21 protein-coding genes are annotated in these 15341 nt (G+C 49.6%); 9 read left to right on the top strand and 12 right to left on the bottom strand.

The window, feature by feature from the left end; genetic code table 11:
- Positions 1–9: 9 nt before the first annotated feature.
- The 4 genes from G4V39_RS07880 to G4V39_RS07865 form a co-directional block, all read right to left on the bottom strand.
- A complete protein-coding gene (locus G4V39_RS07880) occupies positions 10–990 on the bottom strand; it encodes a beta-ketoacyl-ACP synthase III (RefSeq protein ID WP_166032409.1) in 981 nt (326 codons plus the stop codon).
- Between the two features lie 5 nt (positions 991–995).
- Positions 996–2021 carry a phosphate acyltransferase PlsX gene (plsX, locus tag G4V39_RS07875; RefSeq protein WP_166033101.1) on the bottom strand — a complete coding sequence of 342 codons (1026 nt, stop codon included), beginning with the start codon at positions 2019–2021 and terminating at the stop codon, positions 996–998.
- Positions 2022–2030: 9 nt separating this feature from the next.
- The gene (rpmF, locus tag G4V39_RS07870) at positions 2031–2219 is read right to left on the bottom strand and encodes a 50S ribosomal protein L32 (RefSeq protein WP_166032408.1); all 189 of its coding nucleotides are present in this window, start codon (positions 2217–2219) and stop codon (positions 2031–2033) included.
- A 133-nt stretch (positions 2220–2352) separates the two neighbouring features.
- A complete protein-coding gene (locus tag G4V39_RS07865; protein ID WP_181494264.1) occupies positions 2353–2877 on the bottom strand; it encodes a YceD family protein in 525 nt (174 codons plus the stop codon).
- A gap of 152 nt (positions 2878–3029) precedes the next feature.
- Between G4V39_RS07865 and rpmH the strand changes: the two genes are divergently transcribed.
- Genes rpmH through G4V39_RS07825 form a run of 8 tightly spaced genes read left to right on the top strand, consistent with a single transcriptional unit; the run spans position 3030 to position 8705 of the window.
- Positions 3030–3164 (top strand): 50S ribosomal protein L34, encoded by a 135-nt coding sequence (gene rpmH / locus G4V39_RS07860; RefSeq protein ID WP_166032406.1) that lies wholly within the window; start codon positions 3030–3032, stop codon positions 3162–3164.
- Positions 3164–3523, top strand: coding sequence for a ribonuclease P protein component (gene rnpA / locus G4V39_RS11455; RefSeq protein ID WP_166032405.1), 360 nt, complete (start codon positions 3164–3166; stop codon positions 3521–3523). The genes rpmH and rnpA overlap by 1 nt, the downstream gene beginning before the upstream one ends.
- A complete protein-coding gene (gene yidD, locus G4V39_RS07850) occupies positions 3499–3744 on the top strand; it encodes a membrane protein insertion efficiency factor YidD (RefSeq protein WP_166032404.1) in 246 nt (81 codons plus the stop codon). The genes rnpA and yidD overlap by 25 nt, the downstream gene beginning before the upstream one ends.
- Positions 3726–5360 (top strand): membrane protein insertase YidC, encoded by a 1635-nt coding sequence (yidC, locus tag G4V39_RS07845; protein WP_166032403.1) that lies wholly within the window; start codon positions 3726–3728, stop codon positions 5358–5360. The genes yidD and yidC overlap by 19 nt, the downstream gene beginning before the upstream one ends.
- Before the next feature lie 11 nt (positions 5361–5371).
- Positions 5372–6046 (top strand): RNA-binding cell elongation regulator Jag/EloR, encoded by a 675-nt coding sequence (jag, locus tag G4V39_RS07840; protein WP_166032402.1) that lies wholly within the window; start codon positions 5372–5374, stop codon positions 6044–6046.
- Complete coding sequence (gene mnmE / locus G4V39_RS07835) at positions 6043–7440, top strand: tRNA uridine-5-carboxymethylaminomethyl(34) synthesis GTPase MnmE (RefSeq protein WP_166032401.1); 1398 nt, start codon at positions 6043–6045, stop codon at positions 7438–7440. The genes jag and mnmE overlap by 4 nt, the downstream gene beginning before the upstream one ends.
- On the top strand, positions 7403–8074 hold the full coding sequence (rsmG, locus tag G4V39_RS07830; RefSeq protein WP_166032400.1) for a 16S rRNA (guanine(527)-N(7))-methyltransferase RsmG: 672 nt from the start codon (positions 7403–7405) through the stop codon (positions 8072–8074). Before mnmE ends, rsmG begins: the two co-directional genes overlap by 38 nt.
- 1 nt (position 8075) lies before the next feature.
- Positions 8076–8705 carry a class I SAM-dependent methyltransferase gene (locus tag G4V39_RS07825; RefSeq protein ID WP_166032399.1) on the top strand — a complete coding sequence of 210 codons (630 nt, stop codon included), beginning with the start codon at positions 8076–8078 and terminating at the stop codon, positions 8703–8705.
- On the opposite strand, the gene G4V39_RS07820 is transcribed toward G4V39_RS07825, so the two are convergent.
- The 8 genes from G4V39_RS07820 to G4V39_RS07785 form a co-directional block, all read right to left on the bottom strand.
- Entirely contained in the window at positions 8702–9265 is a 564-nt protein-coding gene (locus tag G4V39_RS07820; RefSeq protein ID WP_166032398.1) for an O-acetyl-ADP-ribose deacetylase, read from the bottom strand. The two genes, G4V39_RS07825 and G4V39_RS07820, sit on opposite strands and share 4 nt — an antisense overlap.
- Positions 9262–10428, bottom strand: coding sequence for a murein transglycosylase A (mltA, locus tag G4V39_RS07815; protein WP_166032397.1), 1167 nt, complete (start codon positions 10426–10428; stop codon positions 9262–9264). Before mltA ends, G4V39_RS07820 begins: the two co-directional genes overlap by 4 nt.
- Positions 10425–11348 carry a malate dehydrogenase gene (gene mdh / locus G4V39_RS07810; RefSeq protein WP_166032396.1) on the bottom strand — a complete coding sequence of 308 codons (924 nt, stop codon included), beginning with the start codon at positions 11346–11348 and terminating at the stop codon, positions 10425–10427. The genes mltA and mdh overlap by 4 nt, the downstream gene beginning before the upstream one ends.
- A gap of 62 nt (positions 11349–11410) precedes the next feature.
- Positions 11411–11734, bottom strand: coding sequence for a hypothetical protein (locus G4V39_RS07805; protein ID WP_166032395.1), 324 nt, complete (start codon positions 11732–11734; stop codon positions 11411–11413).
- A 1-nt stretch (position 11735) separates the two neighbouring features.
- Positions 11736–12146, bottom strand: a complete 411-nt coding sequence (locus G4V39_RS07800; RefSeq protein WP_166032394.1) for a threonyl-tRNA synthetase editing domain-containing protein — start codon at positions 12144–12146, stop codon at positions 11736–11738.
- Entirely contained in the window at positions 12143–12436 is a 294-nt protein-coding gene (locus G4V39_RS11245; protein ID WP_210412056.1) for a hypothetical protein, read from the bottom strand. The genes G4V39_RS07800 and G4V39_RS11245 overlap by 4 nt, the downstream gene beginning before the upstream one ends.
- Positions 12437–12664: 228 nt before the next feature.
- Positions 12665–12853 carry a 4Fe-4S dicluster domain-containing protein gene (locus tag G4V39_RS07790; RefSeq protein WP_166032392.1) on the bottom strand — a complete coding sequence of 63 codons (189 nt, stop codon included), beginning with the start codon at positions 12851–12853 and terminating at the stop codon, positions 12665–12667.
- A 102-nt stretch (positions 12854–12955) separates the two neighbouring features.
- On the bottom strand, positions 12956–14410 hold the full coding sequence (locus G4V39_RS07785) for a cobyrinic acid a,c-diamide synthase CobB (RefSeq protein WP_166032391.1): 1455 nt from the start codon (positions 14408–14410) through the stop codon (positions 12956–12958).
- Between the two features lie 318 nt (positions 14411–14728).
- Between G4V39_RS07785 and G4V39_RS07780 the strand changes: the two genes are divergently transcribed.
- A complete protein-coding gene (locus G4V39_RS07780) occupies positions 14729–15340 on the top strand; it encodes a tetratricopeptide repeat protein (protein WP_166032390.1) in 612 nt (203 codons plus the stop codon).
- Position 15341: the final 1 nt, after the last annotated feature.

Genomic DNA, 15341 nt, shown 5'->3' with positions numbered 1-15341 from the left:
TCAACCCCTTTACCACTTCATAAGTACTGAGGCCCAGGTAAAACCTCCCCCAAAGGCCACCATCAGGAGAAGATCTCCCTCCTTGAGGCGACCAGTTCGTACCGCCTCATCCAGGGCCAAAGGAATACTTGCCGCCGAGGTATTACCATACTTGTGAATATTGATAAAGACTTTCTCCGCAGGAATGGCCAATCTCTCCCGTAGAAACTCGATAATGCGAATGTTGGCCTGATGGGTTATCAGAAGATCAAGATCCTCACCCTTTAGTCCCATCTCTGCCAACGTCTCTAAGGCCACGGATTCCATGGCTCGAACGGCATTTTTAAAAACTTCTCGACCATTCATGCGGATAAAAAACTCCTCCCGGGGAAGATCGCTATCTATGGGATAACGACTTCCACAGCCCTTTAAGGTCAGAAGTTCCCAGAGACTTCCGTCCGCCCTAAGATGAGTGGTCAGAATCCCGCGATCGCCCTCCTGAGAACCGGTAACCACCACAGCTCCAGCCCCATCTCCGAAGAGAACGCAGGTGGTGCGATCCTGCCAATTAACCTTGGCGGAGAGAACCTCGCTGCCTATAACTAAAATCTTCTGGCGGGGATCGGCCTTGATGAAACGATCAGCTACGGTAAGGGCATACAGAAAACCGGAACAGGTGGCCGAGATGTCAAAGGCCCCAGCCTGAATAGCCCCGAGATTCTTTTGGACTAGACAGGCCACCGAAGGCATAGGCATATCAGGTGTCATGGTGGCTACTATAATAAGGGAGATATCCTGAGGGGTGAGGTCCGCTGCCTCTAGGGCCCGACGGGCGGCCTCGGTAGCCAAATAGGAATTGGTCTCTCCTGCGGTCACGATCCGTCTTTCTTTGATCCCAGATCGGGTGGTAATCCATTCATCGGTGGTATCGACCATCTTTTCCAGGTCGGCATTGGTAACCACCCGAGAGGGAACCTTGGAGCCCGTTCCAATAATGACCGTCTGAGCCAAGATCTCTAACCTACCTGAGATTTGATAAGGAAAAGATCTTTTGAGTTAAGTAATGACTGCTGAAGTTTCTCCGGCACCGACCTTTCGGCAAATTCTTTGGCGTTGCGAATGGCATTTTTAATGGCCTTCTCCTGAGAACGACCATGACAAATAATGGCTACGCCAGCTACTCCTAAAAGGGGAGCTCCTCCGTATTCGGCCCAATCCACCCGACGGCGGAAGTTGTCAAAGGCCCGGCGGGCCAGAAGATATCCGAGGCGGGAGGAAAAGGAGGCCTTGATTTCTCTCGAAAGCATTCTCAAGATAGCGTCGGCTAGGCCCTCCGAAAGTTTAAGGCAGATATTGCCCACAAAGCCGTCACAGACCACCACATCCACATCGCCACGGAATATGTCTCGCCCCTCAATGTTGCCAACGAAATTAAGGGAACTCTGCTTAAACAAACCAAAGGTCTTTTTGACTAGCTGATTACCCTTCCCCCCCTCCTCGCCAATGGAAAGAAGGCCTACTCGGGGATTCTCACAGGCGAGAACCTCCTGGGCAAACACCGCCGCCATCAGGCCAAACTGAAATAGATGTCGAGGTTTACAATCCACATTAGCCCCGGCATCTATAAGAACCGTTGGTTCCTTCAAAGTAGGGAAAACCGTAGCAATTGCTGGTCTTTCCACCCCTTCCATACGCCCCAGGACAAAAAGAGCCGTGGCCAAAGTAGCCCCGGAATTGCCCGCCGAGACCACGGCCGCCGCCTCTCCCTTTTTGACCAGTTCGAAGGCGACCCGAATGGAGGAATCTTTTTTCCGCCGCAGGGCTTCAGAAGGGGCCTCGTCCATCTCTACTACCTGGGTGGCCGGAGCAATTTTGATGGGCAACCCCTGAAAGTCTAAGTTAGCCAGGGCTTCTTCGATGGTTTCCTTAAGCCCGACCAGGATTATTCCCACGCCGTGCTCTCTGGCAGCCCAGACAGCCCCTTTAATAAGGACCTCCGGCCCCAGATCACCGCCCATGGCATCTACAGCCACCCAGATCATCTCCGACAATCAGACCTCCGCTTCGGCGGATTTTATAAACTCCTTTCCCCGGTAAAAACCACAACTGGGACAGATCCGGTGGGGAAGTTTGGGCTCCTTACACTGAGGACAGGTAGCCAGAGAAGGGGCCACAAGAGCTTTGTGCGCCCGCCGCATTCCTCGCCGTGACCTTGATGACTTCCTCTTCGGAACAGCCATAAAGTTAAACCTCCTTTAAAAAACCAAATTTAGCAATTTTAACTTTAAGTTTATTTTAAATAAAAAATCCCTTCTTTGAGAACAGAGCAGGTCAATAATACAAAAGCGCTGCCCTTCTCTACAAGAAGAAATCCTAACTTGAGATCTTTAATTTTTTTAAGACGGCAAAGGGGCTGTGACGGATCTCCCGCTGGCACTCACACTTGGTTTGATTGAGATTGGCCCCACATATTGGACACAACCCCCGACAACTCTCCCGACAAATATTGCGCATAGGGAGAGAAAGCAAGATCTGCTCTCTGATAATCAGACCAAGATCAATAACCTCTCCATCAAAAAAGGAGACATCCAGATCCTCTCGCCGAAGCCGAACCTCCTCACCCTCACCACTAGGAGGGGGCATAAGAATGAAAAACATCTTCTCCTCTATCTTATGAGGAAAGGGTTCCAGACAACGATCACAATCCACAGACAAAGTGGTCTTTAGGCCCCCTCTTACCCGCACATTAGGGCCGATTCTGGTAAGATGCAGCTCGGCTACAATGGCCTCTAAAACGGGATATACATCAGCCACTAGCCCCCCGTCGTCCTCAATGGATATTTCCAGACCTTCGGGGGGGATGTCCTCCAAACGGATCTTAAGATCTTCTCTATTCATTTTCACAGAGCCTTGTATTTACCCAAGGCTGGTTTTAGGATAAACGCTCACTATATTAAGAGAGTTTTTCTTGTCAAGCATTGCTTGACACCCTCTACAGGTTGTGTTTATTAAGACCAGCTTTTTTCCTGGAACTCAAGGAGAGGTTCAAAATGAAGCGCACCTTCCAGCCCCATAACCTAAAGAGAAAAAGAACCCACGGTTTTCGCGCCCGGATGAAGACCCGGGGTGGCCGTCGTGTCCTGGCGCGTCGGCGGGCCAAAGGACGCAAGCGTCTTACTGTTTAGTGGCCCGAGAAGGACTATCACGCCAGGAGCGCTTATGCCGACGCCAAGATTACCTTAAGGCGTATCGGCAGGGGACCCGGTTCCGGCTTCCATACTTAACTATAATCATAGTCCCCAATCGGTGTGGGTTCACCAGAGTAGGTATCAGCGTCAGTCGTAAGATAAAGGAGGCCGTGCAGAGAAATAGGGCCAAGAGGCTATTGCGAGAGTTTTTTAGACGAAATAAGAATCTTTTTCCCTCAGGCTACGACGTCGTTTTTGTTGCTAAAGAGGGTCTTCTGAAACAGACACCCGGAGATCTCAAAAGGGATCTGGAGAGGAAGTTCTCTGAGAAATGGCTAAGATCCTCATCGGATTAATCAATCTATATCAATTATTCATATCTCCTTTTTTTCCTCCTTCCTGTCGTTTTACCCCCTCTTGTTCAGAATTTACTAAGGAAGCCATCAGTCGCTTTGGCTCCCTAAAAGGTCTCTATTTAGGTCTGAAGAGAATTCTTCGCTGTCATCCGTTTCATCCCGGGGGTTATGATCCTGTGCCGGAAAAGGAGCATATTTACCTATGGAACAACGGACGTTAATCGCTGTAATCGTCTCTATTTTTATTATTATTGGCTATCAGTATCTGGTAAGCACCAAACTCGCTCCCCCTCCTAAAGAGGGGACCACCTCAAAGGCTATTCAACCCAAAGAAAAGAAAGATATAAAAGATATAAAGGCTGACTCCAAAAAGGCCACAGTCTCTCGGAAGATCCCCAAGAGACACCCCCAGAACATCAAGGCCCGTGACGTCACGATAGAGACCGACCTCTACCAGGCAGTTATTACTGAAGAGGGAGCCCGATTTAAAGGATTCATCCTTAAAAAATACCGCCAGGGTGTGGCCAAAGATAGTCCGCCGGTTAATTTAGTTACTACTTCCCCGGAAAAACTTCCTCTGGGAGTTAGCCTCTCTACCAGCCCGGGGCTTTCTGCCGCTCTTTTTTTGAGTCCTAAGACTAAAATTGACCTCACGGCTAAAAAACCTGAGGCCACCATTCCCTTTATCCATGAAGGAAGAGACCTCTTTCTGGCCAAGGAATTGACATTCAAAAAAGATTCCTATCTTATGGAGCTCACAGTCCGAGTCCGGAATGACGGCTCAAAAACCATAGAAGATCGCCTGACTATCCATCTCTTCAACCGTCCCTTTGCTAAATCTAATCGTTATGTTTTTGTAGGGCCGGCCTACTACAGCCAGGGAGAATTCAAGGAAGTAAAACTCAAAAAACCGGGAAACGAACAAATATTCTCCGGAGAGATCTCCTGGGTGGCCTACCAGGGGCCTTACTTCATGATGGCCCTTCTACCCTGGGAACACCTCACCTGGGAACTTAACTTCAAGCGTTGGGACGAAAAAACTGTGGAAACAAGGATAAAATCAGTCCCGTTTGTCCTCAGACCCGGCGAGGTAAAAGACTTTCGCTTCTCCCTCTACTTTGGCCCCAAGGAGATTGAGCGTCTCAAAATTATCGGTCGAGATCTAGATAAGGCCATAGACTTCGGGATGTTCACCCCCATAGCTAAGCCCCTACTCTATGTGCTTAAGTTTTTTTATCGGTTTGTTCATAACTATGGGGTGGCCATCATTCTTCTTACAGCCATTATCAAATTGATCTTCTGGCCCCTCTCTCACTACAGCTATCAGTCCATGCAAAAGATGCAAAAGCTTCAGCCCCATATTGCTCGACTTAAAGAAAAGTATGGCCACGACAAAGAAAGACTTAATCGGGAATTAATGAACCTTTACCGCAGCTATAAGATAAACCCCTTAAGTGGATGTCTCCCTATGCTTCTTCAGATTCCGGTCTTTTTTGCTCTTTATAAGGTCTTGCTGGCAGCTATTGAGTTACGTCATGCCCCCTTTGTCTTATGGATTAACGACCTAAGCGCTCCAGATCGGCTCTATATTGGCTTCAATATCCCCTTCCTGGGGGGAATACCGGTGCTCACCATTCTCATGGGGGTTTCCATGTACTTCCAGCAGAAAATGAGCCCCTCAAGTCTAGATCCCATGCAGCAGAAGATGATGGCCCTCATGCCTCTTCTATTTACGGTAATGTTTGTTAACTTTCCCTCAGGTCTGGTACTTTACTGGCTAGTTAATAACGTTCTTTCCATCGTGCAGCAGTACTACATTAATAAAAAGCTGGCGTAAGGGATTAAGGTATGACAATCCAAGAAGTGGAATTCGAAGGGAAAACGGTTGATCAGGCCATAGAAGCAGCCTGTGAGCACTTTGGGGCCTCCCGTGAAGATTTAGAGGTAGAGGTAGTTACCTACGGCTCCACAGGCCTATTCGGTCTGGGAGGTAAGAAGGCCAAGATAAAGGCCCGCCTTAAACCCCAGCGTATTCTGACTACCCGGGCCGAGGTTGCGGAAGAAATCCTGCGCTCCATTTTAGAAAAAATGAATCTTGATGTGGATCTTTTCCCAGAGGTAAACGAGGAGACCATCCGTATAGAAATAAAAAGCCCTGACGCTGGTCTTATCATCGGCCAGAGTGGAGCTACATTGGAGGCCCTGGAGTATTTGGTCAACAAACTTACTGCCCGACGCCTTGGTCAGGGGGCCAAGATTATCCTGGATGTCGAAGGTTATCGCGATCGTCATATTGAAGCCCTAGAGGAACTGGCCCGCAAGACAGCTATCCAGGTGAAAAAAACCGGCAAAAGCATCACCCTCAAGCCCATGAGTGCCAGAGAAAGACGCATCATCCACTTGGCCCTTAAGGAAGAGCCGCTGGTTAAGACCAAAAGCATCGGTAGTGGTGAGCGGCGTCGGGTGGTTATCTTCGTAGAAAAGGGGCGGGGTGAGAAGAGGTCCCGATCCCGACGTCAATGAGCCAGGGGCTCCTCAGGTATTCCGAAGCCACCATTGCCGCTATTGCCACCCCCCCGGGCCCCGGGGCCATCGGAGTAGTTAAGGTCAGTGGCCCCTTGGCCGAGACCATCATGCGCCGTCTCTTCAAACCGGCCTGTGGCGTCCGAGAATTTCAGAGTCACCGACTTTATTATGGATGGATTGTAGATCCACAAACCGGTCAGCCTGTAGATGAGGTTCTCTGCGTTCTTATGAAGGCCCCCCATTCCTATACCCGAGAAGACGTCTTGGAGATCCAGGCCCACAGTGGCTATTTTATTTTGACTCGAATCCTGGAGCTGGTTCTCAGAGAAGGGGCCCGACCTGCCGAGCCAGGAGAGTTCACTAAAAGGGCCTATCTTAACGGACGCCTTGACCTGAGTCAGGCCGAGGCCATTGCTGAATTGACTCAGGCCCGGAGTGAAACCGGGCTGGTTATGGCCCTTTCCAGTCTTAGTGGTGGCCTTAGCCAGCAAGCCTTGGCCATAAAACAGGCCTTAACCGAAGCCCTGGCCGTAATAGAAGTGGCCATTGATTTCCCCGAAGAGGATTTAGAAATCATTTCCACCTATGAATTAAAGGAAAAGATCTCCTCCCAGGCTTTAAGCCCGATTGAGGAACTCCTTAAGGCCTATGAAGCAACAAGGGTCTTTCGGGAGGGAATATCAGTAGTTATTGCCGGCCGCCCCAATGTGGGAAAATCCAGCCTTCTTAACGCTATTCTCCGAGAGGAACGGGCTATTGTCTCAGCCATTCCTGGAACCACCAGGGATCTGATCGAAGGTCTGGTGACCATCAAAGGCATACCAGTCAACCTCATCGACACCGCCGGGCTACGCCAAGCCCGAGACGAAATCGAAGAGATCGGTGTTGCCCGAGCCCGGGAACGCATCCGCCAAGCAGATCTTATTATATTTGTTGTTGACGCCAGTGAAGGGCTGACTAGGGAGGATCAATTAATCTATCAAGAAATAAAAGAGCGTCTCCACGTAGTAGTTTTAAATAAAATTGACCTGGTAAATGATAAAAACATTCGCAATTTCAAAGGAATTTTTTTAGGCGATCAGGTTGTTCCAGTTTCGGCCCTTACCGGAGAAGGATTGGATCAACTCTTCCAGACCCTCTACGACCTGCTGGTAGGCACTGATCTCCCCAGCCCACCCCCTGTAGCACCAAACCTGCGCCAAAAGCTGGCCTTAGAGAGGGCTCAAAAGGCCCTTATAAAGGCCCTTCACAACCTTGAAAGACAAGAGAGTCCAGAGATTGTGGCCATGGACATCCGAGAGGCCCTAGACTGTCTAGGAGAGATCACCGGAGAGACAACTACGGAGGAGGTCATTGACCACATCTTCAATAGATTCTGTATCGGCAAATAACCAGCCCCTTGCCAAAAAGCTGGCCACTGGTCTTAAGGCCCTGGATATAGATCTTTCTGCCGAAAGGCATCAAAAACTCCTCTTGTATCTTGACCTTCTCCTCCGCTATGCCCGGCCATTGGGCCTCACTAGTCTAGATGATCCCTTAATGGCCCTGGAAAGACACATCCTGGACAGCCTCACTCCTCTTCCCTGGCTCCCAGATGAGGGACGTCTTCTGGACGTAGGCTCAGGGGCCGGTCTTCCGGGCATTCCTCTGAAGATCGCCCGGGACACTCTAGAGGTGATGCTGATAGAGGCCCGTCGGCGTCGAGCTTCGTTTATGACTTATGCTTTAGGAGTTCTTGATCTAAAAGGAATTAAGGTCCTCCGCTGTCATCTGGGCCAGGATTGTCCCCTTAAGGAAGAAACTTACGAAGTGGTTATCAGCCGGGCCCTTAGTGATCTTGACCGGTTCATATCCCTCGCCTGGCCTTATGTGGCTCCCGACGGATGGCTAGTGGCCATGAAGGGGCCAGAAATTAGGCCTGAACTGGCCTCCCTTTCTCCAGCCTTGAGAGAAAAACTCTTCATCAAGAACCTGAGGTTACCCTTTTCCGGGGCCAAGAGAAATCTAATCTTCATCAGGAAGTAACATGGAACTCAGCCTTAAGACCAGGCCCTATATGGATGACGAAGATGTGGCCTTGATTGAAAAGGCCCTACTTTTTCTGAAAAAAAGGCATCTTAATATTCTGGAATGGGGTTGTGGGGGAAGCACCATTTACTTCCCTCAGTTTCTGGCCCAAAGAGGTATTGATTGCCGCTGGGTAAGTGTGGAGCACAATAAAGACTGGTTTGAGGCTGTAGCCCGAGTAACCGGCGCTTTACCTCAGGTTGAGATCCACCTGGTTAGGTTCGACGGGCGGGGAAAGGAGCTTAAAAGGACTTCCATGCGAGAATATGTAGAATTTCCTCTCCGTTTTGGCAAAAAATTTGACTTCATTCTTGTTGATGGTCGCAAGCGCCACGCATGTCTGGAAACAGCCAGAAAACTCCTTAAAGAAGAGGGGATCGTCATCCTCCATGATGCCCAGCGGAAAAGATACCATCGGGCCTTTAGACTATATCCCTATCGTCGCTTTCTGGGGTATCGGGTCTGGATGGGCTCACTCAAGAATCCCTCCTTAGGCCAAAAGGTTAAAAACAGCCTCAATTATTTTTATTATGCCGGTCCCTACTACATATTTGATCGGTTCCGGCGGATATTGGACCCCAAGGCCTAAGCCTCAATAGTTATTGAAGGATCACCTTTTACCAGCTTTCTAAGGGTCTCTTCATAAGTTCGATAGGCCTTCTCCCCAAAGAGAACAAAGCGAACCTCTTTTATCTCTGGATGTTCTTTAAGATAGCCGATGACCGTTTTGAGAGCGATTTCTGCCGCCTCCTCCAGAGGGTAACCATAGGCCCCTGTGCTGATGGAGGGGAAGGCCAGGCTTTTTATTCCCCGGTCACTAGCCAGGGAAAGACTAGAACGATAAGCACTCTCCAACAACTTCGCCTCATTCTGACTGCCCCCCCGATAGATCGGACCTACGGTATGGATGACCCAGCGAGCCTTGAGATTGCCCCCGGTAGTAATTACTGCAGCTCCGGTAGGACAGTGCCCGATACGCCGACATTCTTCCATTATTTGGGGCCCTCCGGCCCGATGGATAGCCCCATCAACACCACCCCCCCCGGCCAAACGTTCATTGGCGGCATTAACCAAAGCTTCGGTGTCCTCCTGGGTAATATCTCCCTGCTTAAGGATAAGAACAGACTCCGCAACCTTGACCTTGATCATCTCTCCTCCTTTGTCTCCACTTTTTCTTTTGCCAGCAGAAAAAATAACTCTCCTTTGGCCTTTAGCCTTCCGGCAATCTGGCCGGCCATCTTTCCCGTCCCCAGGAAAAGATCTAGCCTCGTCGGCCCCTTAATGGCCGCTCCCTGATCATGATTAAAGACCAAAAATTCAAAGGCGCGATGGCCCTTGAGCTGATCCCCTTCATCAACTATGGGCAGACGGGTGATCAGAAAAAAGGCCGCCGCTGGAGGGAAGATGCGGGGGTCAAGGGCCACACTCCTCTCAGGGACAAGAACCTTCCCCAAAGATCCCAGAGGCCCACGAGAAACCTCCTCAAAAAAAACATAGCGAGGGTTCTGGGCCAAGACAGATAAGGGATCTGACAAGGATCGAAGATATCTCTTCATCTCTTCCAGGCTTTTGATGTTCAGAGAAGCTGGCAATATCTGAGCAAGACTCACATAGGGACGGCCATTAGAACAGGCAAAATGAACCCTGACCCTCTCTCCCCCCGGCAATTCAATTACCCCCGAACCTTGAACCTGAAGAAAATAGGCCTCAAGAGGATCGGAAAGCCAGAAGAGCTCAAGCCCCCGAGCAGAGAGCACCCCCTTAATATCAATCTCTTCTCGGCTGTAGTATGGAACCAAATAACGCCCCTGGAGACGACCAAAGATTTTACCTTTAAGACCGAAGGCCTTCAGATCAACCGTGATCAAATCATCGGGGCAGCGATAAATAGGAAAAGAAAAGAGGTCCGAAGGCCGACGATCTCCCTTGATAAGGGGTTCATAATAGCCAGTAACGAGAAGATCGCCCCGAAGACGGTAAGCCTGGAGATTTTTCTCCAGAAAGACCTCTCTTTCTTGAGGGGTAAGTCCAGAGGCCTGAGCCAGAATATTTAAGGTCTTAAGGAGTTGCTCCCGAGATACCGGCCCTATCGGGGAAGAGAAAGTCCTCCCCGGAGGGAGCCGCTGAAGATAGGAAAGACTGGCTGAGATGGCCGCCTCAAGCCCCTCAGTCTCCTTCATCAGAGGAAGACGTTTAAGGGGCCAGGGTTCATAAGGCGGTCGTTTGATAAGTTTAGGTAAAAAGAGTACGGCCAAAGACAGGGCCGCTACCAAGCCAACTAGTAAAAAGAACCTATACCTAGCCAGCCTCACAGCCCTGTGGCTTCAATCTGCCTTTTTACAGCTTCAAAGGAGGCTCTAAGGGCCTCCTTCTCTTCCTCAGAGAGGGGAAACTCGACAATCCTCTCCACTCCGTTGCGGCCCAAAATAACCGGAACTCCCAGAAAGCAACCTTCAAGACCAAACTCCCCTTCTAAATAGGCCGCACAGGGAAGAAGCCTTTTTTGGTCACAGACAATGGCCTCAGCCATCTCAACCGCCGAAAGGCCTGGAGTAATAAAGGCGCTTCCGGTCTTGAGATGGCCAACAATCTCCGCCCCTCCATGACGAGTACGATCAACGATCTGATCTAGCTCTTGGGAAGAAAGAAGCTCTTTTACCGGAACTCCGTTAACATTGGCCAGCCGGGTAAGAGGGAGCATATGATCCCCGTGAATCCCCATGACCAGGGCCTGAACATCGGCCGGCGCCACTCCTAAGGCCTGGGCCAAAAAATAGCGGTATCGAGCCGAATCAAGCACGCCAGCCATGCCTATCACCCTTTCTTTAGGGAGGCCAGAGACCTTATAGGCCGTATAAACCATCGCGTCTATGGGATTGGTGATGACTATGTAACAGGCCTCAGGAGCATATTTAATGGTGTTTTCTACGCAAGACTTAACGATCTCCAGATTAACTTTCAGGAGATCTTCCCGGCTCATGCCAGGCTTACGAGGTCGGCCAGCAGTAATGATAACTACCTGGCTTCCCTCTGAGGCTGCCCAGTCTTCAGTGCCCACGATCTTTCCCTGATACCCCCAAATAGGACTGGCTTGGGCCAGATCTAAGGCCTTACCTCGAGCGAGGCCCTCAACCACATCAATAAGGACTATATCTGCCAATCGCTTGACAAAAGACCAAATAGCCGCTGAAGTCCCCACAGCTCCCGCACCAACAATGGTAATTTTAGCCATAAATACGCTCCTTCTGCCCGATTCGTTTGTTTTTTACCCGAAAGACAGGTCCTTGACCAGACCTAAGGGGTAAGTTCAATCTGCCATAAAGGCGGAACTTGATAGACGGGGGTCTCTTTCTCAAGCTCCGGCGGGGTGACTGAGTAATAGATAAACCTCCGACCTCCGTCTGGAAGAACGATTTCCTTCATCCCCACGCTTCTATCTGGAGAGCTGGCCTGGACCTTGGCCTCAAGTTCTCCAAGGAAACGAATAGTCTCTTCAGAAACCCCTGCCTTTTTAAGCTTCAGAACCTCTTCTACTGTAAGGGAAAAGGCCGGAGCAAGATGGAGAAAATTTGGAAACACAATAAAAAAGAAGACCATTAGAACTCTGATACCCTTCATATCAAAGCTCCTTAAAGACCTTGGCTAGAGACTCACCAGCTACATGGATTTTCCATTCGTTAAGATACCCGAAAGGCGTTTCTTTAACTATAAACCCTACCCGTTCAAGTCTCTCTTTAACCAGAGGAATGATTTTGACAGCCAGATCGGGCGGGGCTTTACTTGAAGAGAGATGATTAAAGGAGTGTAAAAGGACAGCCTTCACCCCAAACTTGCCTGCCAACCACTTAATGTTTTTAACCATTTTGCTGATAAGAGAACTCTCCCGTCCGATGTCTTCGGCCTCTAGATGGTAGAAAACAACCACGGCCTCCTTAAGACAAATAGGTCCTTCTGGAGGCTCGGCTTCAGGAAGAACTCTAGCGTAGGGAGAAGACCAAAACTCTTTGGCAAAAAAGAGCAGAATCTTCAAGGCCTATAGGTAGAAGGGGCCTCAAGAGAAGAAAGACAGGCGCATTCCTTAAGGGCAAAGGGGCTATCCAAGCGATACCAACGCCTTCCAGAGAGAAAATACCAACGACCGCCATCATAGCGGGCTACCAAGGCCCCGTGAAAATTCATTAACCTTTTGACATCCTCAAGGGAATAAGGATTATGGTAATCCCCTTTAATTGGGGTCTTGCCTGAGGAAGACAGAACCCAAAAGAACACCGGCACAATTGAAATAACCCAGATAATAAAAATCCACTTAAAGAACTTCATATCCCTATTTTAAGATTCACTGAATGGATACTCAAGCCCTATTTATGGGTAGGCCTTAACTGACAAGGGTTTGAGAAAATTTCGGCGAAAAAAGCAGAACACAATCTTTAATCAGGCTAAAAGATGGCTCCTAAGACAATATATACCCCAAAGATTCCTTATCCTTAAATTCGCCTAAAAACCCAAAAGGGGGGCTAAGCCCCCCTTTTGAGCTCTTTTTGTCTTAAGTTAGATTTCTTCTACCGTAATGGCCCCTTGCGGACAAACCTCGACACAGGTCTCACATCCGAGACAGTCCTCCGGACGTTCGATGACCGGCTTGCCATCATCACCGACCTCATAGACCTGAGCCGGGCAGGCATTAATACACTCCTGATCAGCAGCACACTTGTCATAGTCGATGGTAATCTGGAACATACTTCCCTCCTCAACTTAATTTTTTAGGCCCCTCTTAGAGGACCAACCTTTGCCCACATCCCGTGATGCATACCATGATCTGAAATAATTTTCAGCAACATTTTAGAGATCTTTGGTCTCCTCTTTGGCCAGACTAAGGGCCCGGATAAGAGGGTTTCCCCGGGAAGAGATGGCCCCCGTCCTCCTAAACTCCTCAGCCAGACGCACTATTGCCGGGGCCCAATGAAGAAAACCCAAGGCATGAATATGGGTATACATTCCCAGTACGTTACCCTGCACGATGCCATCATGACGGCCATCCACCCCATGTCCGCGTAACACTTTAAAGGCGAAAGAGAGATCACCAGATCCTTGAGGACGAGAGTAATGAAATTCGTGACCAATGATCTCCAGGCCCGGAGAGTAAAAGGGATTAGGTCCTTCGACCTTAAGGACTACATAGCCATGACCCTGTGGCTTGGAGCAGACCTCAAAGTCAACCGGTAAGGCTCCGACCATTTCAAAGGAACGACCTTGATAAATTATCTTCCGACCTAGATACATGAGCCCACCGCACTCGGCATAAACCGGGAGCCCATATCTGATGGCCTGGTGGAGATCCTTACGGAAAGAAACATTAGCCTCCAGGGCCTCGGCTTGGGTCTCAGGGAAACCTCCACCTATATAAAGGGCATCTATGGGAGGAAGCCCTCGAGCCGAAAGGGCATCTATAAAAACAAGTTCTGCTCCCTGAGCAGAAAGGGCCTCAAGATTTTCTGGATAATAGAACTGAAAGGCCGCATCCCGGAGGATTCCCACCTTTATCCTCGCGGGAGTCTTCTTTTGGGTCTGTCCAGTCACAGGAGAGGGGAGAGGAGGCGCCTGACGAGCTATATCAACAATAGCCGAAAGGTCTAAATTGGCCAAAATCTTGGCCTCCAATGTTTCCAGCACCCGTGATCTTTCTTCATGTTCCTGCCAGGGGAGAAGCCCCAGGTGACGCATAGGTAAAAAAGTTGCCACCCGCGGGATGACTCCCAAGACAGGCAAACCGCAATACTTCTCAACACTTTCTCTGACTATCCTTTCATGCCGAGAGCGAGCAACACGATTAAGAACAACCCCCCGAATATCAAGCTGGGGGTCAAAATGAAGACAACCCAGAACCTGAGCTGCCACGGTGCGGGTCACCTTGGTACAATCGAGAACAAGGATAACCGGAGACCGAAGACGTTTAGCCAGTTCGGCCGTCGAACAACTTCCCTCGACGTCAGCGCCATCAAAAAGGCCTCGATTACCCTCCAGAAGGGCTAAATCCGCACCTTGAGAACGAAAAACAAAGGAGGCTTCAAGGACCTCCCCGGACATCATGAAGGGATCAAGGTTATAGCAGGAATGACCAGCCACAATCCCCAGCCAGCCGGCGTCAATGTAATCTGGCCCCTTTTTAAAGGGAATAACCCTTAAACCAGATCGGCGAAGACCATGAAGAATTCCCAGAGTAACCAAGGTCTTACCCGCTCCCCCCTTAAGGGCAGAGACCGTTACTCTTGGGACGGAAAAAGAAGGTGTGCTCATAATGAGGCCTCTTTTAATGAATCGCCATTCAGGTAGTAGATATATAACCCCCCTGACTTTGTCAACCGGAACCCTTCTTTATCGGGCACCCCCTGGCTTCCAGGATCCACTGTTCCTTCGAACTTTCAATCTGGGTTTGATAATCCTTTGCCGGTCTTTCCAGGCCGCACCTGCGGCATATCACTTGAGCCTTTGCTCAGCGCCCCTTAATGACGGCCGGGCCGCCACAGGCTAGACACTTCAACCTCATCTCTTCCATTGGCAAATCCTCTCTCAATAGGTAAATTGTCTGTCTAAAATATGCTTCAGGCGGAGGATATGGCAAAGGAAATTATCGAAACCCTAAAAAAAGAACTGGCTGAAAATCCCCAATCAGTATTCGCTCACCACCGTTTGGGCCTGGCCCTCTGGCGAGAAGGTAAGATCAATGAAGCCATTGAAGTCCTCAAAAAGGCTCTGGAAATAGACCCGTATGCCTATGATGTTCGCATCAACTTGGGAACAATCTACTTCCAGCAGGGAGACCTTGATGCCGGTATTCGAGAAACAGAACAAGCCCTAAAGATATATCCTCGCTCGGCCGAGGGTTGGACCAACCTTGGACTGGCCTTTTTTGAACAGGGGCGCCTTGAAGAGGCTATCTCTGCCTATCGAAAGGCCCTAGAGGTGCGTCCCGGCATGGCTACCACCTGGGTTAATCTCTCTACGGCCTTAATAGAAAAGGGAGAGTATCAGGAGGCCATTGAAGCTTGTAACCAGGCCTTAGACTTCGAGCCGGGATTCTCGGTAGCCTTGAACAATCTGGCTGTGGCCTATTTTTACCTCGAAGACTATCAGGAAGCCCTCAAATACCTAGAAAAGGCCCGAGAATTAGGTTATCCGGTCTCCGAAGAACTTGTGGAAGAGATTAAAAAAAGACTTTCTTCATAAC

It is taken from the genome of Thermosulfuriphilus ammonigenes (assembly GCF_011207455.1).
Lineage (GTDB): Bacteria > Desulfobacterota > Thermodesulfobacteria > Thermodesulfobacteriales > ST65 > Thermosulfuriphilus > Thermosulfuriphilus ammonigenes.
This window is presented reverse-complemented; position numbering and strand designations above follow the sequence as displayed.

Coding starts and splice junctions, on each gene's coding strand:
- G4V39_RS07790 (WP_166032392.1), bottom strand. CDS start 12,853: ATGTTCCAGATTACCATCGACTATGACAAGTGTGCTGCTGATCAGGAG.
- G4V39_RS11245 (WP_210412056.1), bottom strand. CDS start 12,436: ATGAAGTTCTTTAAGTGGATTTTTATTATCTGGGTTATTTCAATTGTG.
- G4V39_RS07805 (WP_166032395.1), bottom strand. CDS start 11,734: ATGAAGGGTATCAGAGTTCTAATGGTCTTCTTTTTTATTGTGTTTCCA.
- yidD (WP_166032404.1), top strand. CDS start 3,499: ATGGCTAAGATCCTCATCGGATTAATCAATCTATATCAATTATTCATA.
- G4V39_RS07785 (WP_166032391.1), bottom strand. CDS start 14,410: ATGAGCACACCTTCTTTTTCCGTCCCAAGAGTAACGGTCTCTGCCCTT.
- G4V39_RS07780 (WP_166032390.1), top strand. CDS start 14,729: ATGGCAAAGGAAATTATCGAAACCCTAAAAAAAGAACTGGCTGAAAAT.
- mnmE (WP_166032401.1), top strand. CDS start 6,043: ATGAGCCAGGGGCTCCTCAGGTATTCCGAAGCCACCATTGCCGCTATT.
- G4V39_RS07865 (WP_181494264.1), bottom strand. CDS start 2,877: ATGAATAGAGAAGATCTTAAGATCCGTTTGGAGGACATCCCCCCCGAA.
- yidC (WP_166032403.1), top strand. CDS start 3,726: ATGGAACAACGGACGTTAATCGCTGTAATCGTCTCTATTTTTATTATT.
- plsX (WP_166033101.1), bottom strand. CDS start 2,021: ATGATCTGGGTGGCTGTAGATGCCATGGGCGGTGATCTGGGGCCGGAG.
- G4V39_RS07820 (WP_166032398.1), bottom strand. CDS start 9,265: ATGATCAAGGTCAAGGTTGCGGAGTCTGTTCTTATCCTTAAGCAGGGA.
- rpmH (WP_166032406.1), top strand. CDS start 3,030: ATGAAGCGCACCTTCCAGCCCCATAACCTAAAGAGAAAAAGAACCCAC.
- mdh (WP_166032396.1), bottom strand. CDS start 11,348: ATGGCTAAAATTACCATTGTTGGTGCGGGAGCTGTGGGGACTTCAGCG.
- rpmF (WP_166032408.1), bottom strand. CDS start 2,219: ATGGCTGTTCCGAAGAGGAAGTCATCAAGGTCACGGCGAGGAATGCGG.
- G4V39_RS07825 (WP_166032399.1), top strand. CDS start 8,076: ATGGAACTCAGCCTTAAGACCAGGCCCTATATGGATGACGAAGATGTG.
- jag (WP_166032402.1), top strand. CDS start 5,372: ATGACAATCCAAGAAGTGGAATTCGAAGGGAAAACGGTTGATCAGGCC.